This is a genomic window from Eubacterium sp. AM46-8, assembly GCF_003466705.1.
Classification (GTDB): domain Bacteria; phylum Bacillota; class Clostridia; order Lachnospirales; family Lachnospiraceae; genus Lachnospira.
Window position 1 is genome coordinate 23,343 of record NZ_QSEU01000005.1, and the last position, 26,097, is coordinate 49,439.

At 39.1% G+C, this 26,097-nt stretch carries 22 protein-coding genes and 3 pseudogenes; 15 read left to right on the forward strand and 10 right to left on the reverse strand.

The genetic code is table 11. The features are described 5' to 3' along the window. Position 1: 1 nt before the first annotated feature. The 3 genes from DW963_RS04625 to DW963_RS04635 all read left to right on the forward strand — a co-directional run bounded on the left by DW963_RS04625 (position 2) and on the right by DW963_RS04635 (position 5,654). Positions 2-2,098 (forward strand): hypothetical protein, encoded by a 2,097-nt coding sequence (locus tag DW963_RS04625; RefSeq protein ID WP_117914034.1) that lies wholly within the window; start codon positions 2-4, stop codon positions 2,096-2,098. A 153-nt stretch (positions 2,099-2,251) separates the two neighbouring features. Continuing rightward, a complete protein-coding gene (locus DW963_RS04630; protein ID WP_117914035.1) occupies positions 2,252-4,726 on the forward strand; it encodes a glycogen/starch/alpha-glucan phosphorylase in 2,475 nt (824 codons plus the stop codon). A gap of 124 nt (positions 4,727-4,850) precedes the next feature. Beyond that, positions 4,851-5,654, forward strand: coding sequence for a M23 family metallopeptidase (locus tag DW963_RS04635; RefSeq protein WP_117914036.1), 804 nt, complete (start codon positions 4,851-4,853; stop codon positions 5,652-5,654). Positions 5,655-5,834: 180 nt separating this feature from the next. On the opposite strand, the gene trhA is transcribed toward DW963_RS04635, so the two are convergent. Continuing rightward, on the reverse strand, positions 5,835-6,551 hold the full coding sequence (gene trhA, locus DW963_RS04640; protein ID WP_199669356.1) for a PAQR family membrane homeostasis protein TrhA: 717 nt from the start codon (positions 6,549-6,551) through the stop codon (positions 5,835-5,837). Positions 6,552-6,724: 173 nt separating this feature from the next. Here trhA and DW963_RS04645 point away from each other — a divergent pair, with 173 nt between their 5' ends. Together DW963_RS04645 and cysK are read left to right on the forward strand one after the other, a co-directional pair. Continuing rightward, the gene (locus DW963_RS04645; RefSeq protein ID WP_117914037.1) at positions 6,725-7,525 is read left to right on the forward strand and encodes a tRNA threonylcarbamoyladenosine dehydratase; all 801 of its coding nucleotides are present in this window, start codon (positions 6,725-6,727) and stop codon (positions 7,523-7,525) included. Between the two features lie 157 nt (positions 7,526-7,682). Then, positions 7,683-8,621, forward strand: coding sequence for a cysteine synthase A (cysK, locus tag DW963_RS04650; protein WP_117914038.1), 939 nt, complete (start codon positions 7,683-7,685; stop codon positions 8,619-8,621). 54 nt (positions 8,622-8,675) lie between these two features. Here the strand turns inward: cysK and DW963_RS04655 are convergent. The 6 genes and pseudogenes from DW963_RS04655 to DW963_RS04680 all read right to left on the reverse strand — a co-directional run bounded on the left by DW963_RS04655 (position 8,676) and on the right by DW963_RS04680 (position 13,724). Beyond that, positions 8,676-10,255, reverse strand: a pseudogene (locus DW963_RS04655) (glucose-6-phosphate isomerase). 170 nt (positions 10,256-10,425) lie between these two features. Next, a complete protein-coding gene (locus tag DW963_RS04660) occupies positions 10,426-10,974 on the reverse strand; it encodes a ferritin family protein (RefSeq protein ID WP_055216971.1) in 549 nt (182 codons plus the stop codon). A 168-nt stretch (positions 10,975-11,142) separates the two neighbouring features. Next, positions 11,143-11,544, reverse strand: a complete 402-nt coding sequence (locus DW963_RS04665) for a Fur family transcriptional regulator (protein ID WP_117914039.1) — start codon at positions 11,542-11,544, stop codon at positions 11,143-11,145. A gap of 18 nt (positions 11,545-11,562) precedes the next feature. Continuing rightward, positions 11,563-12,627: an undecaprenyldiphospho-muramoylpentapeptide beta-N-acetylglucosaminyltransferase gene (gene murG / locus DW963_RS04670; protein ID WP_022099192.1), complete on the reverse strand. Its 1,065-nt coding sequence runs from the start codon at positions 12,625-12,627 to the stop codon at positions 11,563-11,565. 52 nt (positions 12,628-12,679) lie between these two features. Beyond that, positions 12,680-13,483 carry a radical SAM/SPASM domain-containing protein gene (locus tag DW963_RS04675; protein WP_117914040.1) on the reverse strand — a complete coding sequence of 268 codons (804 nt, stop codon included), beginning with the start codon at positions 13,481-13,483 and terminating at the stop codon, positions 12,680-12,682. Then, positions 13,476-13,724, reverse strand: a complete 249-nt coding sequence (locus DW963_RS04680; RefSeq protein ID WP_012738329.1) for a TIGR03905 family TSCPD domain-containing protein — start codon at positions 13,722-13,724, stop codon at positions 13,476-13,478. The genes DW963_RS04675 and DW963_RS04680 overlap by 8 nt, the downstream gene beginning before the upstream one ends. A 388-nt stretch (positions 13,725-14,112) precedes the next feature. Between DW963_RS04680 and DW963_RS04685 the strand changes: the two genes are divergently transcribed. The 3 genes from DW963_RS04685 to DW963_RS04695 all read left to right on the forward strand — a co-directional run bounded on the left by DW963_RS04685 (position 14,113) and on the right by DW963_RS04695 (position 16,074). Then, positions 14,113-14,805, forward strand: coding sequence for a 5'-methylthioadenosine/adenosylhomocysteine nucleosidase (locus tag DW963_RS04685; RefSeq protein ID WP_117914041.1), 693 nt, complete (start codon positions 14,113-14,115; stop codon positions 14,803-14,805). A gap of 78 nt (positions 14,806-14,883) precedes the next feature. Continuing rightward, positions 14,884-15,078: a hypothetical protein gene (locus DW963_RS04690; protein WP_117914042.1), complete on the forward strand. Its 195-nt coding sequence runs from the start codon at positions 14,884-14,886 to the stop codon at positions 15,076-15,078. Positions 15,079-15,111: 33 nt separating this feature from the next. Next, complete coding sequence (locus tag DW963_RS04695; protein ID WP_117914043.1) at positions 15,112-16,074, forward strand: D-2-hydroxyacid dehydrogenase; 963 nt, start codon at positions 15,112-15,114, stop codon at positions 16,072-16,074. A 139-nt stretch (positions 16,075-16,213) separates the two neighbouring features. Here the strand turns inward: DW963_RS04695 and DW963_RS04700 are convergent, their stop codons facing one another. Beyond that, positions 16,214-16,486, reverse strand: coding sequence for a hypothetical protein (locus DW963_RS04700; RefSeq protein ID WP_012738333.1), 273 nt, complete (start codon positions 16,484-16,486; stop codon positions 16,214-16,216). A 1-nt stretch (position 16,487) separates the two neighbouring features. Beyond that, positions 16,488-16,933: pseudogene (gene dtd / locus DW963_RS04705) on the reverse strand (D-aminoacyl-tRNA deacylase). Between the two features lie 148 nt (positions 16,934-17,081). Between dtd and DW963_RS04710 the strand changes: the two are divergent. From DW963_RS04710 to DW963_RS04725, 4 genes and pseudogenes are all read left to right on the forward strand, one after another. Beyond that, entirely contained in the window at positions 17,082-18,311 is a 1,230-nt protein-coding gene (locus tag DW963_RS04710) for a 6-phosphofructokinase (RefSeq protein WP_117914044.1), read from the forward strand. 140 nt (positions 18,312-18,451) lie between these two features. Further along, complete coding sequence (locus DW963_RS04715) at positions 18,452-18,907, forward strand: MarR family winged helix-turn-helix transcriptional regulator (protein WP_022099199.1); 456 nt, start codon at positions 18,452-18,454, stop codon at positions 18,905-18,907. Beyond that, positions 18,901-20,646 (forward strand): ABC transporter ATP-binding protein, encoded by a 1,746-nt coding sequence (locus tag DW963_RS04720; RefSeq protein ID WP_117914045.1) that lies wholly within the window; start codon positions 18,901-18,903, stop codon positions 20,644-20,646. The genes DW963_RS04715 and DW963_RS04720 overlap by 7 nt, the downstream gene beginning before the upstream one ends. A 28-nt stretch (positions 20,647-20,674) precedes the next feature. Further along, a pseudogene (locus DW963_RS04725) lies at positions 20,675-22,554 on the forward strand (ABC transporter ATP-binding protein). Between the two features lie 63 nt (positions 22,555-22,617). Here the strand turns inward: DW963_RS04725 and DW963_RS04730 are convergent. Then, positions 22,618-23,841: a 6-phosphofructokinase gene (locus DW963_RS04730; RefSeq protein ID WP_117914046.1), complete on the reverse strand. Its 1,224-nt coding sequence runs from the start codon at positions 23,839-23,841 to the stop codon at positions 22,618-22,620. A 221-nt stretch (positions 23,842-24,062) separates the two neighbouring features. On the opposite strand from DW963_RS04730, the gene DW963_RS13385 reads away from it, so the two are divergent. Genes DW963_RS13385 through DW963_RS04745 form a run of 3 tightly spaced genes read left to right on the forward strand, consistent with a single transcriptional unit; the run spans position 24,063 to position 26,019 of the window. Further along, positions 24,063-24,710 (forward strand): HD domain-containing protein, encoded by a 648-nt coding sequence (locus DW963_RS13385; RefSeq protein ID WP_199669357.1) that lies wholly within the window; start codon positions 24,063-24,065, stop codon positions 24,708-24,710. After that, the gene (locus DW963_RS04740; protein ID WP_117914047.1) at positions 24,707-25,399 is read left to right on the forward strand and encodes an NUDIX domain-containing protein; all 693 of its coding nucleotides are present in this window, start codon (positions 24,707-24,709) and stop codon (positions 25,397-25,399) included. Before DW963_RS13385 ends, DW963_RS04740 begins: the two co-directional genes overlap by 4 nt. Continuing rightward, positions 25,396-26,019, forward strand: a complete 624-nt coding sequence (locus tag DW963_RS04745; protein ID WP_117914048.1) for a flavin reductase family protein — start codon at positions 25,396-25,398, stop codon at positions 26,017-26,019. The genes DW963_RS04740 and DW963_RS04745 overlap by 4 nt, the downstream gene beginning before the upstream one ends. Positions 26,020-26,097: the final 78 nt, after the last annotated feature.

Sequence of the window (26,097 nt, forward strand, 5' to 3'; positions counted from 1 at the left end):
AATGGAATTATTGAGAGTTTTACGGAAAAGTGTTGTATTTATTGCTATTTTTCTTGGAATAATAATCTGGTTGAGCATTTTTAAGATTAATAACACGAATGATAAAAAAGTATATGCTTATTATAATCAGTTGATGTATGAATATGCTAATCAAACAGAAATGATTGGATCATTAACATACAGCAGGTATGTACATGATAAAACAGATGACTACGAAGCTGACAGGGAATATATTGAAGAAGCAATAAAACTTTTACAGGAAAAATATAAATATGTCAATGCTTCTGATATGTCAAGGGCAGAGAATAATTACAAGAAAATTATTAGCAGTACATTATTTGCAGAGGAGCAAAGCTACTATGTACTTAATGCGCAAAAGTATATGGCAGATTTGGAAAGCAGAGGAGAAATCAATTTCTCTATCACTAACACTACTGCTATAGAAAAACTGGTATCAGATAAGCAGCTTCCGGTTATTTTTCTGGTGATGATGATATTCGTGCTTATAACATTTATGGAAGAGTTTGAAAATAATATGTTTCTTCAGATTAGAGGCAGTAATAATTCCAGAAAAGTATTACCAGTAAAAAGATGTTTTATTATATTGCTTATATCAATAGTGCTTTCGTTTGTTTTTAATGGTGTCATTCTGGCAATATATAGGAATATTTATGGCTGCAACATGGGAAGTCCGATACAGAATTCTTATATGTTTAATATGTTCCCGTTAAAGACAAATGTAGCTGCATTTTTTATTATATATTGTATAACATTTGCGATAGCTATGAGTGCGTTGTCATGGCTGGTATATTTTGTTTTCCTTATTACCGGTAATTACAAATTATCAATAGCAGGAACCGGGTTGTTTTTAGTTTTTGAATATATAATTAATATTAATATATCATCTAAGAGTGCATTTTCATTTTTAAAATACATTAATTTTTCAAATATATTGTTTCCGGGGCAGTCATATTACATATATGAAAACTGGGGAACGGATAATTTTATTACTGATATTCAGAGTACGGCTTGGATTCTGACAATATTACTGGCGATAACAGGATTGATAGGAGTATATATTACATATTCTCATAAATATGCACAGGGCAGGAAGAGTGCCATAACAAAAATAATAGAAAAATGCTCTCAGTTTATACAGATGTTATTGGGAAAAGTTCCTTTATTTGTATCTGAATTATATAAGACTTTTATATTACAAAAGGGAATAATATTGCTTGCTGCTGCTGTTTATTTATTGATATCATGCAGAATGTACAGAGGTGTTGATTACAGTAATACGAATTTCTCAATGAATAATTTTTATTCTATGTTTAGTGGAAACACCGGAGATAAAGAATGTGAAGCATATATTGAGGAATGTCGTAATGCTGTCGAAGAATTAGGCAAAAAATCAGAGACAGATGCTAATTATAAATATAAATTCCGTGAAGCAAGTCAGACTCTTGAAAATATGGAGAATTGTCTGAAGTATGTAAGAAAAGTTAATGAGGAAAAAGGGATAGAAGCTAGAATTGTAAATCCCGTTGCTTATGAGGATATATTTGGCTCAAGGAAATATCAGAACACGGAAAGTCAGAATCTTGTATGCATAATATTTCTTATTCTCATAATATCAGGTGAATATGCATATGAAAAAAGATGTCATATGATAGCTTTTCTTAACACTTCAAAAGAGAGAAGCAGGGTAAAGGCTGTTAAATTATTAAAAATACTTATGATATCATTTCTTATATGGGGACTTTCTGCATTTATTGATATTTTTAATATATGTCAGTTGTACAGATTAGAACAATTGTCAGCACCAATTCAGAGCCTTCAGATTTTTTATGACCTTCCTTTTAATATCAGCATAGCCGGGTATATGGTAATTGGTCAGGCGTTCAGACTGGTTTTATTATTAATAATGTCAATTGGAATATATGGAATTACAAGGGTTTTAGATTATAAAGGCTGCCTTGTAATTACTTTTATGGTGTTTGTTATGCCATATATGTTATTTAAATTAGGTATTAATTCTATGAGGTATTTTTCTGTTGAGATTCTGATGGATTTTGGAAGAATTATAGGGAAATATTGAAAATATGGCTTGAGAACAATTGAATAATAAAGTTTGCATTTGTAAATATTATTATGTATAATTAAAACATCTATTGTGGGGCGGATTATAGTTTTTACAGGGTATATTGGCGTATTGGGGAGCCGTCCATATTCAGAAGGGAGTTTTAAATACATGGCGACAAGTTTAACACAGAATTTCAGTAAGGAAGAATTCAAGAAGAATGTAATCAGTAACTGCAAGTCTCTTTACAGAAAGAATATTGAAGAGGCTAATCAGCAGGAGGTTTTTCAGGCAGTTTCGTATGCTGTTAAGGATATTATCATTGATAAATGGATTGCTACCCATAAGCAGTATGAGAAGGACGATCCTAAGATGGTTTATTATATGTCTATGGAGTTCCTTATGGGACGTGCACTTGGTAACAATATGATTAATCTCTGTGCTTATGATGAGATTAAGGAAGCTCTTGACGAGCTTGGTCTTGATATTAATGTTATCGAGGATCAGGAGCCGGATGCAGCTTTAGGTAATGGTGGTCTTGGCCGTCTTGCAGCATGTTTCATGGATTCTTTAGCAACTCTTGAATATCCTGCATATGGATGTGGTATCCGTTATAAGTACGGTATGTTCAAGCAGGAGATTAAGGACGGATATCAGGTAGAGGTTCCTGATAACTGGTTAAAGGATGGTAATCCATTTGAAATTAAGAGATCTGAATACAGATATGAAGTTAAATTTGGTGGATATGTGCGTTCTTACAGAGATGAGAAGACTGGAAGAGATATGTTCGTTCAGGAAGATTACCGTTCTGTAATCGCTGTTCCATATGATATTCCGGTTCTTGGATATGGCAATAATACTGTTAACTCTCTTAGAATCTGGGACGCAGAGCCTGTTAATACATTTAACCTTAACTCTTTCGATAAGGGTGATTACCAGAAGGCTATCGAGGAGGAGAACCTTGCAAAGAATATCGTTGAGGTACTTTATCCTAATGATAACCATTATGCAGGTAAGGAATTAAGACTTAAGCAGCAGTATTTCTTCGTATCAGCAAGTGTACAGAGAGCTGTTGACAGATATAAGTCAATGAATAATGGGGATGTTAAGAATCTTTATAAGAAGGTTACTTTCCAGCTTAATGATACACATCCAACTGTAGCAGTCGCAGAGCTTATGCGTATCCTTATGGATGAGAACGGACTTGAATGGGATGAGGCATGGGATGTAACAACTAAGACTGTTGCTTATACTAACCATACAATTATGGCTGAAGCACTTGAGAAGTGGCCTATTGAATTATTCTCAAGACTTCTTCCAAGAATTTACCAGATTGTTGAAGAGATTAACCGTCGTTTTGTAGAAGAGATTAAGGCTAAATATCCTGGCGACCAGGAGAAGGTTCGTAAGATGGCTATTATCTATGACGGACAGGTTAAGATGGCTAATCTTGCAATTGTTGCCGGATATTCTGTTAATGGTGTTGCAAAGCTTCATACAGAAATCTTAAAGAAGCAGGAGTTAAGAGATTTCTATGAGATGATGCCAGAGAAGTTCAATAATAAGACTAATGGTATTACTCAGAGAAGATTTTTAAAGCATGCTAATCCGCTTCTTTCAGACTGGATTACAGATAAGATTGGAGATGGCTGGGTTACAGATTTAAGCCAGCTTGAGAAGCTTATGCTTTATGTTGATGATCCTAAGGCACAGCAGGATTTCATGCAGATTAAGTATAAGAATAAGGTTCGTCTTGCTAAGTATATCAAGGAACATAATGGTATTGATGTTGATCCTAATTCTATCTTCGATGTACAGGTTAAGAGACTTCATGAATATAAGAGACAGCTTCTTAATATCTTACATGTTATGTATCTGTACAATCAGATTAAGAGAAATCCTGATTATGACATGGTTCCAAGAACATTTATCTTTGGTGCCAAGGCAGCAGCAGGATATAAGATTGCTAAGCAGACAATCAAGCTTATCAATAATGTAGCTAACGTTATTAATAATGATGCTTCTATTAAGGGAAAGATTAAGGTTGTATTCATTGAAAATTACAGAGTATCTAATGGTGAGATTATATTTGCGGCAGCAGATGTAAGTGAGCAGATATCTACAGCTTCTAAGGAGGCTTCAGGTACAGGTAACATGAAGTTCATGCTTAACGGTGCAATTACTCTTGGTACTATGGATGGAGCTAATGTCGAAATCGTTAATGAAGTTGGTGCTGAAAATGCACAGATATTTGGTCTAAGCTCTGATGAAGTTATCCGTTTCGAGAATGAGGGCGGATATGATCCTATGGAAATCTTTAACAATGATCAGGAAATAAGAGATGTTCTTATGGAACTTATCAATGGAAAGTATTCTCCAGAGGATACAGAGATGTTCAGAGATATCTACAACTCTCTTCTTAATAATGATGGAGGCAGAAGGGCAGATACTTACTTCATTCTTAAGGATTTCCGCTCATATGCAGAGGCTCAGAGAAAGATTGATGAAAGATACAGAGATACGAACGGCTGGGCTAAGACTGTTATGACTAACACAGCCAAGGCTGGTAAGTTCTCATCAGACAGAACTATTGAAGAGTATGCAACAGAAATCTGGCATCTTACTAAGACTCCTGTTGAGATGTAAGTATATGTGATATATTTCCCCGCACATAATGTGCGGGGTTTTTGCTTTTTAAAAAGTATAAACTTCGCGAATCTGGCAACCATATTAACATCAAAGCTTTGCGAAATGATAGGAGGATGTTAGTATGGCGAATGTAAGAACGCGTGGAACCGACAAGGTTAAGGTTGTGTCAGCGGTTATTACGCTGGCAGTTATTGTTGCGCTTGTGTTTGGGATATTTTCAGTAGCACAGAATGTTAAGAAATCTAAGAACAACAATCTGGTCAATCTGAATGAAACAGAAGGAAATGTGGCTATCAAGACAGATGATGACCCTGATATTCCAGTGGAAGAACCAACTGTTGGTGATGATGATATTATTAATGCCAACGCAAGAGCAAGCATGTCAGATGATGGTGATGGAACAGATAATCAGGTTACAGAGCAGACAAAGGAGTCGCAGACTGAGGAACAGGCGGTCAAGCCTATGACTGAAGCTGAGGTTATGGCAAATGCTATAAGTAAGTATACATTTGACCAGGGAGAGCTTATATACTGGCCTGTCAGCGGAACTGTTACGCTTGGATATAATATGGATTCTACTGTGTATTTTAAGACTCTTGGCATGTACAAATGCAGTCCTGGTATGGTAGTTGCTTCAGATGTCGGAACTAAGGTATGTGCAGCGGCATCAGGTGTAGTTGTTGATGTTGCTGAAAACACTGAAACAGGACTTACTGTAAGGGTTGCAGCAGGTAATGGATATGAGATGACAACAGGTATGCTTTCAGATGTGAATGTTAAGATTGGAGATACAGTTACAGCCGGTCAGCTTCTTGGTACCGTGGCCGAGCCAACAGCATACTATAAAGAAGAGGGACCGGGAATATATTTTGCAATGACAAAGGACGGTATTCCTGTTAATCCGATGGATTTCCTCGGTGAATAAATGCTGACAATACGCGTAAAACAGGCACCTGTTTATGATTTTACAAGCAATGTGTTCGGAGAAACAGCCGGCAGTCTCCATTATATAAGTGGGATAACGCCTGAAAGGGCAAAGCAGGTGCTTAATATAGATAAAGGCGGCGGGAATCCGCCGCTTACATATTTTATGGGATATGGATTATTACATAACAGCAACAAAGTTGTACATCAGTATGAAGTGGCAGAGGCTTCCAGCCATAACAAATACATGAAAGATTTCATGTGTTCCGAAATTAGGATGATTTGCATTAAATGCAGGCATCTTAATTGCATATATTACGCCGCCAACAGTGTAGAAGATTCCGCCGGCGAGAAGCCAGAAGAAAGCGGCTCCGGCAAGTGCTGAATATATCTGAGGAAGAGCCATAACACATGTCCAGCCCATTACAATGTAGAGAACTGAAGATATCCACTTAGGACAAGTTACCCAGAGAAGCTTGAATGCGATAGCAAGAATGGCGATTCCCCACACGATGCCAAACATAACATAGCCGTATATGTTGTGAAGAACAACAAGGCAGACCGGAGTGTATGAGCCTGCGATAAGAACAGGAATCATGCAGTGATCAAGCCTTTTCAGCACAATATTGACATTACTTGATATATCAAATGTGTGATAAGTTGTGCTTGCTGCATATAGAAGAATCATACTTACCATAAATACAGTCATTGAAACAACAGAAACAGTTGTTCCATAAGAGGCCGCTTTAAGAATAAGTGGGAATAATCCTGCAATTGCACAGAGCATGCCGATAAAATGTGTTATCGAACTGCCAGGGTCTTTAATAATCATCTGTGCCTTTATCTTAGTGTGTATATTATCATTCTGTAAATGAAGTGCTGGTGCAAAAGTTGTCATAATAAATCCCTCCTTCTATAATGACATGTAGTATTAAAAACTACATCTTGTTGACATGATAATATAACAAATGGTTTGATAATGCAAGCGTTTTATATAAAATTAATAATTATTGACATACCATGTAAGTAGGAATTAAAATTTAGATACAAAAAGCAAAGAAAGGACAAACTATGTTAAATCAGTTTTCAAGAACAGAGCTTCTGTTTGGAAAAGAAGCTATGGATATATTAGAAAATTCCCGTGTCGCAGTATTTGGTGTAGGCGGCGTTGGTGGATATACAGTGGAGGCACTTGTAAGAAGCGGAGTAGGTGCGATTGATGTGATAGATGATGATAAGGTGTGTCTTACCAATCTTAACAGGCAGATTATTGCAACAAGAAAAACAATAGGACAGTATAAGACAGATGTGTGCAAAGAGAGAATTCATGATATTAATCCGAATTGTGAGGTTACTGTACACAAATGTTTTTTCCTTCCGGAGACTAAAGATCAGTTTGATTTTTCAAAATATGACTATGTAGTTGATGCGGTTGATACTGTAACAGCCAAGATAGCACTTGTAATGGCGTGTCAGGAAGCAGGAACCCCGATTATAAGCAGTATGGGTGCTGGTAATAAGCTTAATCCGGCGGAATTTGAGGTTGCTGATATATATAAGACGTCGGTATGCCCGCTTGCCAAAGTTATGAGAAGAGAATTAAAGAAGAGGAATGTTAAGCACCTTAAGGTCGTATATTCTAAGGAGAAGCCGGTTCGTCCTATTCAAGATATGGGAATAAGCTGCCAGACTAACTGCATATGTCCTCCGGGAGCAGCCCACAAATGTACAGAAAGACGCGATATTCCGGGTTCAACCGCATTTGTACCATCTGTTGTAGGACTTATAATTGCCAGTGAAGTTATTAAAGATATTACACATGATGCAATGGTTAAAACTCGTCATGAAAATGGTGTTGACATTGAAGGCTGATAGTGGTATTTTATATTCAACAACACATTTACACATCAAGTTAGTAGGTTAATAGGAACGCAAAAGCATATTTGCAAATGCATTCAATACAAGGAGGCTAAAATCCTCTCCTCGTCAAAGGACTCGGATTTTGCTTCGCAAAACAAGGAGGATTAGTATGAGTAAAGTAATTAACAGCGCATTGGAACTTATTGGAAACACACCTCTTCTTAACGCAAGCCGTTACGCTAAGAATGCAGGAATTGAAGGAGTTACACTTCTTACAAAGCTTGAGTATCTTAACCCAGCCGGTTCAGTTAAGGACAGAGTTGCCCTTGCTATGATTGAGGACGCTGAGAAGAAGGGTGAGCTTAAGCCAGGAGCAATGATTATAGAGCCAACATCAGGTAATACAGGTATTGGTCTTGCTGCAGTTGCAGTTGCTAAGGGATACAGAGCAGTTCTTACTCTTCCAGATACAATGTCAGTTGAGAGAAGAAATCTTCTTAAGGCTTATGGTGCAGAGATTGTTCTTACAGAAGGCGCTAAGGGTATGAAGGGTGCTATCGCTAAGGCTGAGGAATTAAAGGAGCAGAATCCTGGTTCAGTTATCTTAGGTCAGTTTGTAAACCCAGCTAACCCAGCAGTTCATAAGGCTACAACAGGTCCAGAAATCTGGGAACAGACAGAGGGAAAGGTTGATATATTTGTTGCAGGTGTAGGTACAGGTGGAACTGTTACAGGTGTTGGTGAATACCTTAAGTCACAGAACCCGGATGTTAAGGTAGTTGCTGTAGAGCCAGCTACAAGCCCGGTTCTTTCAAAGGGTGAGGCAGGACCACACAAGATTCAGGGTATTGGTGCAGGATTTGTTCCAGAAACACTTAATACTAAGATATATGATGAAGTAATTGCAATCGAGAATGAAGATGCATTTGTAGAGGGAAGAAGCTTTGCAAAGAGCGAGGGTATTCTTGTTGGTATCTCTTCAGGTGCAGCGCTTAAGGCAGCACAGATACTTGCAGCCCGCCCAGAGAATGCAGGAAAGACAATTGTTGCACTTCTTCCAGATTCAGGTGACAGATATCTTTCAACAGCACTTTTTAATGAACAGTAATATATATTAGAAAAAGGCAGGGACTTGAAAATTTCAAGTCCCTGCCTTTTTTCGTTAGATATTAAGTAAATCACTATATACTTTTAAAGCACCATCTGTATCATGAGCAAGTACCTTCTTGGCAAGTACTTTACCAAGCTGAACACCTTCCTGGTCGAAGCTGTTGATGTTCCATACGAAGCCTGGAACATAATCTTGTTCTCGAAGTGGGCAAGTAAAGCACCAAGTGTCTTAGGAGTAAGCTTGTCTCCGATAATAATGCTTGAAGGTCTTCCGCCCTTGAAGTTCTTGTTAAGGTTCTCATCTGACTTTCCACATGCAAATGCGACAATCTGAGCAGCAACATTTGCACAAAGCTTCTGCTGGCTTGTGCTGTCCTGAATTGTAACATCTGTTTCTAACTGGTTGTTCTTAAATCCGATGAACTGTAATGGCACAATGTCAGTTCCCTGATGAAGAAGCTGATAGAATGAATGCTGACCGTTAGTTCCCGGTTCACCAAAGATAACTGGTCCTGTAGGATAAGTAACTGGCTCACCAAATCTGTTTACTGACTTACCGTTAGATTCCATATCAAGCTGCTGAAGATGAGCAGGGAAACGGCTTAAAGCCTGTGAATATGGAAGAACGGCTGTACAAGGATAACCTAATACATTTCTTTCGTATACACCGATAAGGGCATCTAACATCTCAGGGTTCTTGCGCATATCAGGATTAGCTGATAACTTGTCCTCCTCTGCAGCACCATCAAGGAATTCTGCAAATACTTCAGGTCCGAAAGCAAGTGATAATACTGCACCGCCAACTGATGAAGTAGAAGAGAAACGTCCACCGATATAATCGTCCATGAAAAATGCGTCTAAATAATCATCACTCTTGGCAAGAGGTGAAGTCTCGCTTGTTACGGCAATCATGTGCTTAGAAGGATCAAGTCCGGCCTTCTTTAGAGCGTCTTTTACAAATGATTCGTTAGTAAGAGTCTCAAGTGTTGTACCTGACTTGGAAACAAGTACGAATATAGAATGTGCAACATCAGTAGAAGCAAGCACTGCGGCAGCATCATCAGGATCAACATTGCTTATGAACTTAGCTTCCATCTTAAATGAGTTGTTCTTCTTAGCCCAGTTCTCAAGTGCTATATACATAGCTCTTGGACCTAAGTCGCTTCCACCGATACCAATCTGGACAACAGTTGTAAACTTCTCGCCGGCTGCATTAGTAATCTCACCGTTATGTACCTTGTTAGCAAATTCTGCAATTCTTTCCTGCTGTGTCTTGTAAAATGTTCTCTTATCAACGCCATCAGCTTCAACAGCGTCACCTAACTGTCCTCTTGTCATATGATGGAGAACAAGTCTCTTCTCACCAGTGTTAACAACTTCTCCGTTATATAAAGCCTTAAACTTGTCTGCAAGCTGAGCCTCATCAGCGAGCTTTTCAAGTGCAGCAAGCACATTTTCATTAACCTGCTTAGATGCGTAGTTATATGAAAGTCCGGCAGCCATAGGTACGCTGTAATTCTTAACGCGTTCTGCACCATTATCACCAGACATAACCTCTGTAAGACAGGCTGGCTTAACATCTGATAACTCCTTGTAAGATGAAAGTGTGTCTAAATTGTTCCATGAAACCATAATCCATATCTCCTTCTCTACAAATATTTAATTACACAATAAATCATAACAAAATTATACTATTTAAGGTTGTCGAATTCAAGGAAAAGGAGAAATTAAAAAAAGGAATAAGTCCAAAAACTTATTCCTCTTAAAATTCCTTATATTATGCGATTCTGTTTAGGTTACAATTAACCAAAGTATCTCTTAAGAAGTCCCTCGAATGCCTTACCGTGTCTAGCCTCATCTCTAGCCATCTCATGAACTGTATCATGGATTGCGTCAAGGTTAGCAGCCTTAGCTCTCTTAGCAAGGTCAGTCTTACCTGCTGTTGCGCCGTTCTCAGCTTCAACTCTCATCTCAAGATTCTTCTTAGTGCTGTCTGTTACAACTTCGCCGAGAAGTTCAGCGAACTTAGCAGCATGCTCAGCTTCTTCCCAGGCAGCCTTCTCATAGTAAAGACCGATTTCTGGATAACCCTCTCTGTGAGCAACTCTTGCCATAGCAAGGTACATACCAACTTCTGAACATTCACCTTCAAAGTTAGCTCTGAGGTCAGCAACGATATCCTCGCTTACACCCTTAGCTACGCCAACAACATGCTCAGCAGCCCATTCTCTCTCACCTGTCTGTGCAGCAAACTTACTTGCTGGAGCCTTACATACTGGACAGACGAAATCTGCTGGAAGAGATTCTCCTTCATAAACATAACCACAAACTGTACATACATACTTCATAATAATAATCTCCTTTCGTTTATAAACATAACAGGCATAAGCCTGAACTTTACTTATCGGAACTTCCGAAAATGTTTCATCAGTTCGTAACTAGAATATAACAGAAATAAATCAGTTTGTCAACAAAAATAGGAATGATTCCTATTTATGCTTTGCTGCCTTATAAAAATATTAATTTTCCGAAGCACATTTTTCACATAATCCATAGAAGCAGACTGAACCAGCCTCGATTTTGCCCGGAAAATGTGATGCCACATTAGCCCCGAGGTTTTCAAGGATTTCATTGTCAGATGGATTGGTGATATCAATTAAACATTTACACCTTCTGCACTGAAAATGCAGATGCAGCTTCGTATTGGCATCGTAATGAACGAAACCGTCCTCACATGGAACAGTAACGGCTTCGCCATGCTCCACAAGAAAGGAAAGGTTTCTATAAACTGTTCCAAGACTTATGCTTGGAAAATCATTTTTGACAAATGTGTATACAACATCGGCAGTTGGGTGGTCTTTGCGTGACATAAGAAATGTTTTGATAGCGTCACGCTGACGGCTATGTTTAACAGCGCCCATAAAATCACCTCCGGATTATTATTTACTATTATCTTTAATTAAATTCATAATTTTGTCAATAGAATCCTGCTGCTCACTTTTTTCCATATTAATGATGTACTGGTGTCTGTCAGCGTAAAGCTTGCGGACAGCGGCAAGTAAAGTATCTTTATTCATATCCTCTTCTGTAAGAACCATGGAATAACCATGCTCCTTGAAAGAATTGGCATTAAGAATCTGGTCGCCACGGCTTGCATTAGCAGAAAGCGGAATAAGAAGATTAGGCTTCTTGAGAGCAAGCAGTTCGCATATGGCATTGGCACCCGCACGCGAGATAACGATAGAACTGATTGCGAAAAGGTCGCGCATCTGCTCGCTTATGTACTCGAACTGGACATAGCCGGGAGTTCCATTGAGTGATTCGTCCATCTTGCCTTTTCCACACAGGTGAACAACCTGAAAATCCTTAAGAAGCTCAGGTAAAATGCTTCTTACAGCCTCATTTACATGGACAGCGCCAGTACTTCCGCCGACAACAAGAATAATAGGTTTGTCAGTTGTGAAGTTGCAAAGGTCAAGTCCGGCTGCTTTATTGCCAAGCAAAAGCTCCTGTCTGATAGGAGAACCTGTAAGAACAGCTTTTCCTTCAGGAAGGTACTTGAGTGTCTCTGGGAAATTGCAGCATATTTTAGTTGCTTTTCTCATAGCAATCTTGTTGGCAAGGCCGGGTGTCATATCAGATTCGTGGATAATTACTGGAATATGACGGCTTCCGGCGGCAAGAACAACAGGTACAGACACGAAGCCTCCCTTAGAAAATACGATATCAGGTTTGATTTTTTTCATAAGTCTCTTAGCCTGAAAAAGTCCATGAAGCACACGGAATGGATCAGACAGATTCTTAAGACTTCTGTATCTTCTTAATTTACCGGATGAAATACCATAATAAGGAATTCCAAGATCTTCAATAAGAGTTTTCTCAATACCGGTATAAGAGCCGATATAGAAAACTTCATAGCCGGCTTCCTTAAGGCTTGGAAGCAGGGCAATATTAGGTGTTACATGTCCGGCAGTACCACCACCGGTAAGTACTATTTTTTTCATAGGTCATTCTCCTGAAAATATAATAAAATGTCCGATTTGTTCAAATGTATCATTACATTTTATGAGCAAATCTTTCCTTAAAGCTGCAATGCATACAGAGCGGTTCGACCGCAGTCTTTTTCTTGAATCCTTCCATAAATGCAACGCTTCGTGGGTTTGAAAGGATTTCCTCAAGTGTTGAATCAAGAATATTGCCAAGAGCCATCACTCCATTACCGTCAAGACAGCACGGAACGACAGTGCCGTCACACAGAATAGCCATATGCTGGCGGAGTCCCTGACAGAATCCGCGCTCATTACAATAAGTGCTGTTCACATCAGGCCATTCAAACGGAGACTGAACATTTATATAAAGATGTCTCTTGATTGTGCAGTTCTTCTCACCAAACAGAAATGGCTCTTTCTTAGTATTCCAGAGTCTTAGTGAAATCTCAGTGTCAGTCTTATCAAGAAGCGTTTCGCAGGATTCAAAAAGATTATGAATATAAGAATCCATGTCAATGCAGTCGTTATCGTCAGCACTGTGAAGCGACACATTAATCTGATGCACAGGATACTCCAGTAAAACAGGAAGCTTCTCTTTAATAAGAGTGGCATTGGTAGTAAGATTTACTGTCATATCAGCGTCCTGACATATCTTAAGAATTTCACCAAGCTGTGGATGCAGAAGCGGCTCACCTTTAACATGAAGATAAATGTAATTAGTATAATGTCCGATTCTTTCAATCACTGTGCGGAATTCGTCCACACTCATAAAATGTGGTTTTCTCAGAGTTTCCTGACAGAAAGAACAGTGCAGGTTGCAGCTGCTTGTTATCTCGACATAAACTCTTTTAAATCGTGCGACACTATTCATTATCTTTCTTATATTCCTTTAAGGCTTTAGCAAGCTGGTCAGGACATGATGTGTCCTTATAGCCACATTTGATACCGTCCATTCTTTTGATAGCTTCGTCAATGTCCATGCCCTCGATAAGAGCAGCAACGCCCTGAGTATTGCCGGCACATCCGCCAGTGAAATGCACATTAACAACCTTTCCATCAACAACATCAAAATCTATTGCACGTGAACATACGCCTGATGTCTTGAATTTCATATTAATCCTCCATTCTTGTGCTGTTTTAGGCACATAGTGTAAAAATATATTATTTACACTAATCTTTCTGCTTATATATAATTGGGTGAGGGATGTATGTGTCTGTGTGAGCAAATGATAAAGTGGCACAGAGTGCTTTGGAGTCGTCGGCACTTAGCGCGCTGTAAACAGATATCGCAGATATCTGCTTATAGCAAGCTTAGTACCGCTACGAACGACAAGCAGCGCAAGCGTGCTCTGTGCTAATTTATCATTTGCTCACACAGCTTCTGATACATACCTGACTATATTATAACACCTTTGGAAGATATGAAAAAGCATAAGTTGTTTTATTGCAAATGTTCAATTATAATGTATGCAGTTTGAAATGGATATATAAGGAGGATTTATGATAGGCATTATTGGCGCAATGGACGAAGAAGTAGAACAGCTTGTTGAGGTAATGGAGATTACCCGCGAGGAAACTAAGGCATGCATGACATTTAAAGCAGGAAAGCTTGCCGGGAAAGATGTTGTTATTGTAAGAAGCGGAATTGGTAAGGTTAATGCTGCGGCATGCACACAGATTCTTGTCGATGACTTCAAAGCAGACTACATTATTAATACAGGAATTGCTGGTTCACTTAAGGCAGAGATTGATATTGCAGATGTTGTTATTTCATCAGATGTTCTTCATCATGACATGGATGCGACAGGATTTGGATATCCTTTAGGACAGATTCCAAGAATGGATACACTTTCATTTGCAGCAGACGAAAGACTTATTAAACTTGCTGGCGAGGCTTGTAAAAATGCAGTTCCGGAAATCGGAGTTCATGTCGGCAGAGTTGTAAGCGGCGACCAGTTCATATCAGACAAGGCTGTTAAGGAGAGAATCAGCAGCAATTTCGATGGCTTCTGTACAGAGATGGAGGGAGCAGCGATAGCACAGGTTTCTTACCTTAATAAAGTTCCATTTGTAATATTAAGAACTATATCAGATAAGGCTGATGACAGCGCAACAATGGACTACCCGACATTTGAAAAGCTCGCAATTGCTAATAATGTCAAGGTTATGAAGGAACTTGTTGCAAATATTTAATCAGACGGTGGTTCGACAATATCTGCTTTAATTAAGTTGTATAATGCGGTAGTATTCAATGTCTTTTGGGAGGTTTATATGCAGACTGTATTAATAGCAATCAGAAATTATGCAGATGATGATAGCGGAAATGTCGATATACATAGCAGGCTGGCTGTAAAACCATTTAAGAAAATGAAAGGTGCAGGACGACTTTTTTTACTAAAAAATGTAGACAGGGAGCTTGTGAAACTAAATAAACAGTACAGGGAAATTATTAAAAATGTACGATAATTATGCAAAAATGTGCAGAAACGGAGGATTATTATGAAGATACTTATGTTGGAAACTATGACATACGGAGATGATATTTCGCTTGAGCAGTTTAACAGGCTTGGCGAAGTTGTGACATACAGCTTAAGTTCTTATGAGGAAGCTGTTGCAAGAATGAAAGAGCATAATCCTGATGTCGTTATTATTAATAAAACTAACATGAACGCAGAGTGCATGGCAGCCGCGCCTAATCTTAAGATGGTGGCAGAGGCAGCTACAGGCTACAACAATATTGATATAGAATATGCCAAAGCGCATGGAATAAGGGTTGCCAATGTTGCTGGATATTCAACACAGTCAGTTATACAGCATACATTTGCACTTGCATTTTATCTTGTCGAGAAGATGAGATATTATGATGATTTCGTAAAGAGCGGCGAGTATGCAGAGTGGCCTTGCTTCTCACATTTTGCAAATGTGTTTCACGAACTGGCAGGAAAGACATGGGGAATTGTCGGACTTGGCAATATAGGAAGAGGCGTTGCTAAGATTGCGGCAGACTTTGGTTGTAATGTAATATACTATTCAGCAAGCGGTCACAGCTATGATGTGCCATACGAAAGATATGAGCTTGATGAATTTTTGAAGAAATCGGACATCGTGTCAATTCATGCACCGCTTAACAAATATACAGAAAATCTGTTTAATTATGAGACACTTAAGAAGATGAAGAGCAGCGCAGTTCTTCTGAATCTTGGACGTGGCCCGATTGTTAATGACGCAGACCTTGTAAGAGCGCTTAACGAAGGCGTGATTGCAGCAGCAGGACTTGATGTAATAACCACTGAGCCGGTTGCTAAGGACAATCCTCTTCTTACAATTAAGGACAGCAACAAGCTTATCGTTACCCCTCATGTTGCATGGGCGACATACGAGGCGAGAACCCGCCTGATGGACGAGATATTTCTTAATATCAAGGCATTTATGGCTGGGGAAGAGCGAAATGTTATTGTTTAATGTATGGTAATAATTAGATGTTAAAAAGAAGAATACTTTTTTAAAACGCAATATATCAAATGAGATTGATATTCTTCGCATGAAATTGATATATTGCGGATGAAAGTTGATATTCTTCGCGCAAAAAGTCAATGTATTGCTAATCTTCCTCAATAACCTCAATTTCCATATAAGCAAATTCGATATCTTCAACAAAGTTATCTTTAGTGAAGCGTACTTTCGAGTGGCGCTGGAATTCTGAAACATTGGAATCGAGCCAGATTGGCTCGGCAAGGTCGAATTCATAGCATGCGTCATGAATAGCAGCGAATATTTTGCGGGTTCTGTTTAAATCAGAATCCGCATTTTTAATTACAGTGTCTTTGATAAGATGCCCTCTGTCGTCAAAGAGCTTACACCACATTCTAAACATATCAGAAATCCTCACTATCTATCAATATTGTGAATGGTCCGTCGTTTTCAAGGCTGACCTCATATCAGCACCGAATCTGCCGGTTTCAACTTTAGGGACACGCTCACGGCACATTGCGACGAATTTTTCATAAAGGGCGTTAGCCATATCAGGCGCGCCGGCATTAGTAAAGCTTGGGCGGTTGCCTTTGCGGCAGTCCGCATAAAGTGTAAACTGGCTTACAATAAGCAGCTCGCCACTGACATCTGCCAGCGACAGATTAGTTTTGCCATTCTCGTCTTCAAAAATACGCATTTTGCATATCTTGTCTACATATTTTGGAAGCATTTCTTCTGTATCGTCCTGACCAGCCCCGAAAAGAATCAAAAGACCATGTCCGATATTTCCAACAACTTCGCCATCTATCTTAACATTTGCATGATTAACACGCTGTATTACGAATCTCATATTAAACTCCTTAAATGTGTGAATAACTGAATATTATACGCTTAGTGGAATTGTGTCAACTTGTTAAGGAACATTATTATCATGTTGCAATCAATAATTGACAGGTGATACAATCTAGCAACAGCAATAAGGTATAGGAGGCATGAGTATGTTAAAGAATATTCTGGTAGGTCAGTCAGGCGGACCGACAGCGGTTATTAATTCATCATTATATGGAGTGATTGAGGAAGGACTTAGAAATAAGGAAAAGATTGGCACTGTGTATGGCATGGTGCATGGAATTGAGGGATTTCTGGCAGGCAATTTTATTAATCTTTCTGAAGTGGCAGATAATGAGCCGATTGACAGATTAAAGATAACACCGGCTTCTTTTCTTGGAAGCTGCAGGTATATGCTTCCAGAAGATTTAGGGGATAAGGTGTATGATAAATTGTTTGATGCATTTGCACAGATGAACATTGGATATGTGTTCTATATTGGTGGCAATGATTCAATGGATACAGTGTCAAAATTATCAAGAGTGGCATTATTGAAGAAATCGGACATAAGATTTATAGGTGTACCTAAGACAATTGATAATGATCTTGTTATGACAGATCATACTCCAGGATACGGCTCAACAGCAAAATATGTTGCTTCAACATTAAGAGAAATTATACTTGACGCAACATGTTATGCACATCCGTCTGTGACAATTGTTGAACTTATGGGAAGGCATGCAGGCTGGGTTACAGCGGCATCAGTACTTGCTAGAACAGAGTATAGCAGAAATCCTTATCTTATATATATGCCAGAGCATGCATTTGATATGGAAGAATTCAAGAAGTCACTTAAGGCGGCACTTGAACAGGAAACTGCTGTTGTTGTGTGCGTATCAGAAGGAATTGCGGACAAAGACGGCAGATTCATATGTGAATATGCAGATGCAGCATCGGTTGATGGTTTTGGACATAAGATGCTTACAGGCTGTGGAAAGTATCTTGAAAATTATGTTAAAGCAGAATTTGGAATCAAATGCAGAAGTATTGAGCTTAATCTTCCACAGAGATGTTCATCACTTCTTGCTTCAGCAACAGATATTGATGAAGCCGAAAAAGCAGGGAAGGCAGCGGTTGTAGCAGCTCTTGACGGTGAAACTGGAAAAATGATTACATTTGAAAGAGATGATACTAACGGATATGAGATTAATTACGGACTTGCAGATGTGAACGATATATGCAATAAGGAAAAGAAGTTCCCAGCAGAGTGGATAACCGCAGATGGAACAGATATTTCTGATGAGTATATTAAGTATATAAGGCCACTTATTCAGGGGACTAATATTGCGGAGTATTCAGATGGGGTGCCGGTTCATCTGAAGCCTGCTTATTACAGATAACATAAAATATTAAATAAAAATAAAAATGACAGCACGCTATTGACAGCGTGCTGTCATTTTTGTAATATAGCAAAGCTACTTAAGATTTTTATTAAAAGAATGGCAGGTTCGGATGCCGTTTTGTTACGAAGGGAGCAGATATGCAGCGAGAGTCACTCCATTGTGGAGAGCTTATAAAGCGTCTTAATGATATTCTTGGAAGATGTGCCAATGAGGAGTTAAGAGCAGATGACATGACATCTTCACAGGTTAAGATGCTTATGATAATTAATGAAACTAAAGATGAATGTATTACGCTTAAGGAGCTTGAGAAGCACTTTGGCGTAGCCCAGGCGACAATAGCGGGAACAGCAGCAAGGCTTGAAAAGAAGGGGATGATAGAAAGCTTCTATGACCCTTCAGATAAGAGAGTCAAGCATGTGAGAATAACAGACAAGGGCAGAGCCATGTGCGTTCATGCAGGCAAGGCAATGCATGACAAAGAAAAATGGTTTCTTTCAGCGCTTTCTGCTGATGAAAAAGAAGAATTACACCGTCTGTTACAAAAAGTATATGATGATGTGAATAACTGTGAAAGGAAGTGTAAGAAATGTTAAAAACTTTATCGGCATATATTGGTGAGTATAAAAGAGTCTCGATAAAGACGCCAATATATATAATTGTTGAAGTTCTTATGGAGATACTTATTCCGTTTGTTACGGCAAGTATTATCGATAAGGGTATTCAGGCGGGAGACATGAGCAAGGTGTTAATGTATGGCGGACTTATGCTTGTGCTTGCATTTATAAGTCTGTTTGCTGGAATTCAGGCAGGAAAATATGCGGCTTTGGCCTCTACCGGTCTTGCATGTAACTTAAGAGAGGGAATCTATTCGAATATCCAGAACTTCGCATTCTCTAATATAGACAAATACAGCACAGCAGGTCTTATTACCCGTATGACTACTGATGTTACAAATGTGCAGAATGCATATCAGATGATTTTAAGAATTGCAGTAAGAGCACCACTTATGATGATATGCAGTATGGTTATGTGTTTTATTATCAATCCTACATTAAGTTTTATATTCTTAGGTGCGCTTATTCTTCTTGGATTTGTACTTTTCTTTATTATATATAAGGTTACTCCAATATTCACAGAAGGTTTTGCTAAATATGATGATTTAAATGCGAGTGTTCAGGAGAATGTCACTGGAATCAGAGTTGTCAAAGCATTTGTAAGAGAAGACCATGAGAATAAGAAATTCAGTAAGGCTGCCGGGAATCTTTACAAAATATTTGTTAAGGCGGAATCATGGCTTGCATTCAACAATCCTATTATGATGTTTGTTATATATGGAAGTATTATTGCACTTTCGTGGTTTGCGGCACATTTTATTACAGATGGAACTATGACAACGGGTAATCTGACATCAATGTTTTGCTATGTAATGAGCATGATGATGGCACTTATGATGCTTTCTATGATATTTGTTATGGTATCAATGAGTGCAGCGAGTGCAAGACGAATTGCTGAGGTTCTTAACGAGAAGGCAGATATAACTAATCCTGAGAATCCGGTGATGGAAGTACCTGATGGAAGAATTGATTTCAACCATGTGAACTTCACATACAAGAAGGACAGCGACAAGGATGCCCTTGAAGATATAGATATCCATATAAATGCGGGCGAAACAATCGGTATTATAGGCGGAACGGGTTGCGGAAAGTCAAGCTTCGTTAATCTGATAAGCCGTCTGTATGATGTTAAGGATGGTTCTGTATGCGTAGGCGGAATTGATGTAAGAGACTACGACCTCGAAACTCTTCGTAATGAGGTTTCAGTTGTTCTTCAGAAAAATGTGCTTTTCTCAGGAACTATTCTTGATAATTTGAGATGGGGCGATGAAAATGCGTCTGAGGAGGATTGCATTGAGGCATGCCGTCAGGCCTGTGCAGATGAATTCATTGAGAGAATGCCTGATAAATACAATACATGGATTGAGCAGGGTGGAAGCAATGTTTCCGGTGGTCAGAGACAGAGACTCTGTATCGCAAGAGCGCTGCTTAAGCACCCGAAGGTTCTTATTCTTGATGATTCAACAAGTGCTGTTGATACAGCCACAGACGCTAAGATTAAGAAAGCATTTGCAACAAAGATACCAGGAACTACCAAGATTATTGTATCACAGAGAATTTCAAGTATTCAGGACGCAGACAGAATATTGGTGCTTGAGAATGGCTGTGTGAGTGGTTTTGATACTCATGAAAATCTTGTTGAGAACAATAAGGTTTACCGAGAAATCTACGAGGTTCAGACACAGGGCAGCGGTGATTTTGACGAGGCAGGAGAATAGGAGGCAGCATATGGATAAGAATATTGATATGAAGAATAAAAAGAATAAAGAAAATCCACTTCCTCTTATGAAGAGGCTGCTTGGATATATTTTAAAGAATTACAAGTTTTCGTGTATAGCAGTGCTTGTGTGTATTCTTGTTTCAGCGCTTACAACACTGATAGCAACGCTGTTTATCCAGAAGCTTATTGACAGTTATATTATTCCGCTGACACAGTCAGCAGTACATGATTATGCACCGCTTGCAGGCGCACTTATCAAGCTCGCTGCAGTTCTTATGGTCGGTGTATTATGTTCATATTGCTACAACAGAATTATGGTAAATGTTGGTCAGGGAACTTTAAAGAAGTTGAGATTAGAGCTGTTTACTAACATGGAATCACTTCCTATTAAGTATTTTGACACTCATGCACACGGCGATATCATGTCAGTATATACTAACGATATCGACACATTAAGACAGCTTATAAGCCAGAGTATTCCTCAGGTTATTAATTCATGCATAACACTTGTATCTACATTTGTAAGTATGATTGTACTCGATATTCCGCTTACAATCGTATCGGTTGTGATGGTTGTTATTATGCTTTATGTAACTTCTAAGCTGAGTGCACTTTCCGGAAAATATTTCGTTGAGCAGCAGAAGGATATCGGTAAGGTTAATGCTTATATTGAGGAAATGATGGAAGGACAGAAGGTTGTCAAGGTGTTCTGCCACGAGGATAAAAGTATTGAGCAGTTTAAGGAGATTAACAACAGACTTCGTGAGAGTGCAAACAATGCGAACAAGGTTGCTAATATCACAATGCCTGTTAATGGTAATATAGGTAATATCAGCTATGTTTTATGTGCAATAGTTGGTGGTATTCTTGCTCTGAGTGATTTTTCAGGACTTACTATTGGTACACTTGTTGCTTTCTTAAGTCTTAACAAGAGCTTTACACAGCCTGTAACCCAGATAAGCCAGCAGGTGAGCAGTATCGTTATGGCGATGGCTGGTGCTGGAAGAGTGTTTGAGTTATGTGACGAGAAGCCGGAGGTTGACGAAGGTTTCGTTGAGCTTGTAAATGTAAGATACAACAAGAACAATGAGCTTATTGAGACTAAAGAAAATACTGAGATGTGGCATGGAAGAAGCCGGCAAAGGACGGCAGTAGTGCAGAGTACACAAGACTTGCTGGTGATGTAACATTTGACGGAGTTGACTTTGGCTATAATCCGGACAAAATGGTACTTCACGATATTAAAATGTATGCTACACCGGGACAGAAGATTGCATTTGTCGGAAGTACCGGAGCAGGAAAAACTACAATTACTAATCTTATCAACAGGTTCTATGATATTCAGGATGGTAAGATCAGATATGATGGAATTAACATCAACAATATTAAGAAAAATGATTTAAGACGAAGCCTTGGTATCGTTCTTCAGGATACTAACCTCTTTACGGGTACAATCATGGATAATATCAGATACGGAAGGCTTGAGGCGAGTGATGAGGAATGCATCGCAGCAGCAAGACTTGCCAATGCTGATGGATTCATCAAGAGACTTCCGGATGGCTATAATACTGTGCTTCATGGCGGAGGTGCTAATTTAAGCCAGGGACAGAGACAGCTTCTTGCAATTGCAAGAGCAGCGGTAGCAGACCCACCTGTACTTATTCTTGATGAAGCTACTTCATCTATTGATACAAGAACAGAGCGACTTGTCCAGAAGGGTATGGATGCGCTTATGTCAGGAAGAACATCGTTTGTTATTGCTCACAGACTTTCTACAGTCCGCAATGCAGACTGTATTATGGTTATGGAGCAGGGAAGAATTATCGAGCGTGGAACACACGACCAGCTCATGGAAGAGAAGGGCAGATATTATCAGTTGTATACTGGTAAGAGCATATCAGCGTAGAGACAGAAACAAAAAAGCAGGTTAGGAAATTCCCTACCTGCTTTTTGTTATGTAATAATATTATTATGAATTAATATTAAGATGTCTTGGAAGACCGTCTACCATGATTGGTGAAAGCTCAGCCTGGATAAGTGGTCTGATGTAGTGGATGAGGTCGTCTGTTACGAAGTCATCATCTGTAATCCACTCAAGAGGAACTTTCTTCTCGATGTTAGCAATCTGGTGAACATCATTAGTCTCTGTGATGCACATATATGGATCATCAGAAACTCTCTTAAGAACAACAACCTTACCTGTCTCGCCTTCAAATGCAGCCTTAACAGCAGCACCACCAACGTTGTATGCTTCTGTGATATCTGTACGGCTTGTCATATGAGCTGCACAACGCTGAAGTGTTGAAAGTTCGATAGCACGAGTCTTGATGCCAAGTTCAGCACCGATCTTGTTAGCAAGGAATTTAGCTGAGCCAGCAAGCTGCTTGTGGCCAAATGCATCTACGAACTCTACATGCTCTGAAAGCTCAAATACATATCTTCCGTCAGCAACCTTAATACCTTCTGAAACAGCGATAACCATTGAACGGCCCTTAGCTGCAATTTCTTTAACTCTTGCCATGAAATGGTCGATATCAAATACTTTCTCTGGAAGGTAGATAAGGTCTACACCTTCGCAGTCATCACTCTTTGCAAGAGCAGCAGCGGCTGTAAGCCATCCGGCGTTACGTCCCATAATCTCTACAATAGTAACTGTAGGATAATCATATACAAGACCATCTCTGATGATTTCCTTCATAGTAGCTGCGATAAACTTGGCAGCAGAACCAAATCCTGGTGTGTGGTCTGTAACAGCTAAGTCATTATCAATAGTCTTAGGTACGCCCATAAACTTAATGTCACTTCCAGTAACAATTGCGTAATCAGATAACTTCTTGATAGTATCCATTGAGTCGTTACCACCAATATAGAAGAAATACTTGATATCAAGATCGTTAAGAATCTTGAAAATCTTGTCAAATGTTTCTCTGTCTTCGCTTATCTCAGGAAGCTTGTATCTGCATGAACCAAGATAAGATGAAGGTGTTCTCTTTAATAAATCAATATCCATTGTTGAGTTAATCTTCTCTGAAAGGTCAACATACTGACCGTCAAGAAGTCCCTTAATACCGTGGAGCATACCATAAACTTTCTTAGCTCCTCTGTCTATGGCTGTCTTATATACCCCAGCAAGACTTGAGTTGATAACAGAAGTAGGTCCTCCTGACTGTCCAACTATAACATTACCATCCATATTATATTCTCCTCCGAATCATATTTCTGCATAAATTATGCAGGTTACTATGGGCTTAGTTTAGCACATTTTCCTTAATCATACAACTTAAATGTTGAATATATTAATAATTATATTTATGCAAATGTACAGGCATTTATGATATAATCGTTTCCGGGTGTTTTTAATGCCGTATACACAAGTAGGAGTGTCTGTGTGGGCAGGCGGGAATGGAGAACTATATGTCGGTAAAGATTAATTCTTACAAAGGAAGAAGCATTAGACCAGTATACAAGGCGAGAATTAAGAAGGATAAATATTCTAATGCGATAGACAGGATATGTAATAGATATAAGTTAGGACACATTAAGCAGAATGAGTCTGGCAGGGAATATAAGAACAGGATGAATAAGCTGTTTTCAGATGATGTAATACAGAGTATGAAGAAATATTCGCACCATGGACGGACCAGCCTTTTCGGGCACAGCGTACATGTTTCTTATTATAATTATCTTGTGTGTAAGAAATTACATCTTGATGAGAGGGCAGGAGCTAAGGCAGGACTTTTACATGACCTGTTTCTGTACGACTGGCACAAGTATTCGCCTGGGAAGGGTGAGAGACTTCATGGTTTTGAGCATCCTACAAAGGCCCTTAAGAATGCAGGAAAGTATTTTGATATAACAGAAAAAGAGGGAGACATGATTGCAAAGCATATGTTTCCATTGACAGTTACACCACCTAAATATAAAGAAACATTTGTTATTGTACTTGTAGATAAATTCTGCAGCTTTAATGAGGTGCTGGATGATTTCATACACAGAAAGTTCTGTGGGGCAAAGGATACAAGAATTAAATGGTTTGGTGCAGGTAAGGGAGAGAAGCGATGAAATATTTAAGTGAAGAGCAGAATAAATGCTTTGTGGGAACCGGAGAACTTAATAAAGCTGGTGATAGTCTGGCCGTTTTCCTTGACAAATACGACCCTGATAAATATCAGAACCCATGCAACACGGTGGATACACTTGTATTTACAAAGGAAGATTCACAGGTTAAGAGGATTCTGCTTATAAAGAGAGGCAATCATCCATGTATTGGATTGTGGGCGTGTCCGGGAGGCTTTGTTGAGTTTAAAGAGAATCTATATGATGCGGCTTTAAGAGAGCTTCAGGAGGAAACTGGTCTGCATGATATTGAAGCAGAACAGCTTAAATCATATGGCGATTATGACCGTGACCCAAGAACAAGGATTATTACAACAGCATTTGTTGCATTGATAGATGAAGGCAGCCAGAAAGCACAGGCTGGTGATGACGCAAGAGAGGCCGGATGGTTTGATATATCAGATGAACTCATTAATACGACAGAGGATAAGTCGCTTGTTAAAGAAGAATGGCTGTGCAGGCTGTCAAATGCTGATAAGAATATTAATATCTGTGCAAGGGTGGAAGTTACCTATAGAAAAGGTATTCTTAAGAACCGTACATATAAGGTTGTTGACGGCAATGGGCTGGCAGCAGACCATGCGGCTATTATACTGGAAGGATACCATCATGTTAAGGAGGCACTTAACGCATGAGCGAAAAGATAAAGAAGAACGAGAAAGCTAAGAAACAGACATGGAGGGCTGGCAACATGTTGTATCCTGTGCCTGCTGTTATGGTAAGCTGCGCAAGAAAAGGGGAGAAGCCTAATATTATCACGGTTGCATGGGCAGGAACTGTATGCTCTGATCCGGCGATGGTTTCAATATCAGTAAGAAAAGAACGCTACAGCCATGACATTATTAAGGAAACAGGGGAATTCGTTATTAATCTTACAACAAGAAAGCTTACAAGAGCCACTGATTATTGTGGAGTAAAATCGGGCAGGGACGTTGACAAATTTGCAGATATGCATCTTACAGCAGCGCCGTCAGTTAAGATTGAAGCTCCGGCAATTGCAGAAAGCCCTGTCAATATCGAATGTAAGGTAAAGCAGGTGTTAGAGCTTGGAAGCCACGATATGTTTATAGCAGAGGTTATGGCTGTAAATGTAGATGAAAGCCTGTTAGATGAGAAGGGAACACTGCATTTGTCAGACGCAGACCTTATTGCATATTCGCATGGAAGATATTATGGACTGGGTGATTTCATAGGTAAGTTCGGATATTCCGTACAGAAGCCTGCCAAGACAAAATCTTCCAGAAAGAAAAAATAGGGTTTACAAACCAAATATCATATGTTAGTATAAATGTTACGAAATTGTTACAAAGATATTACAAGAAGATGACTATAT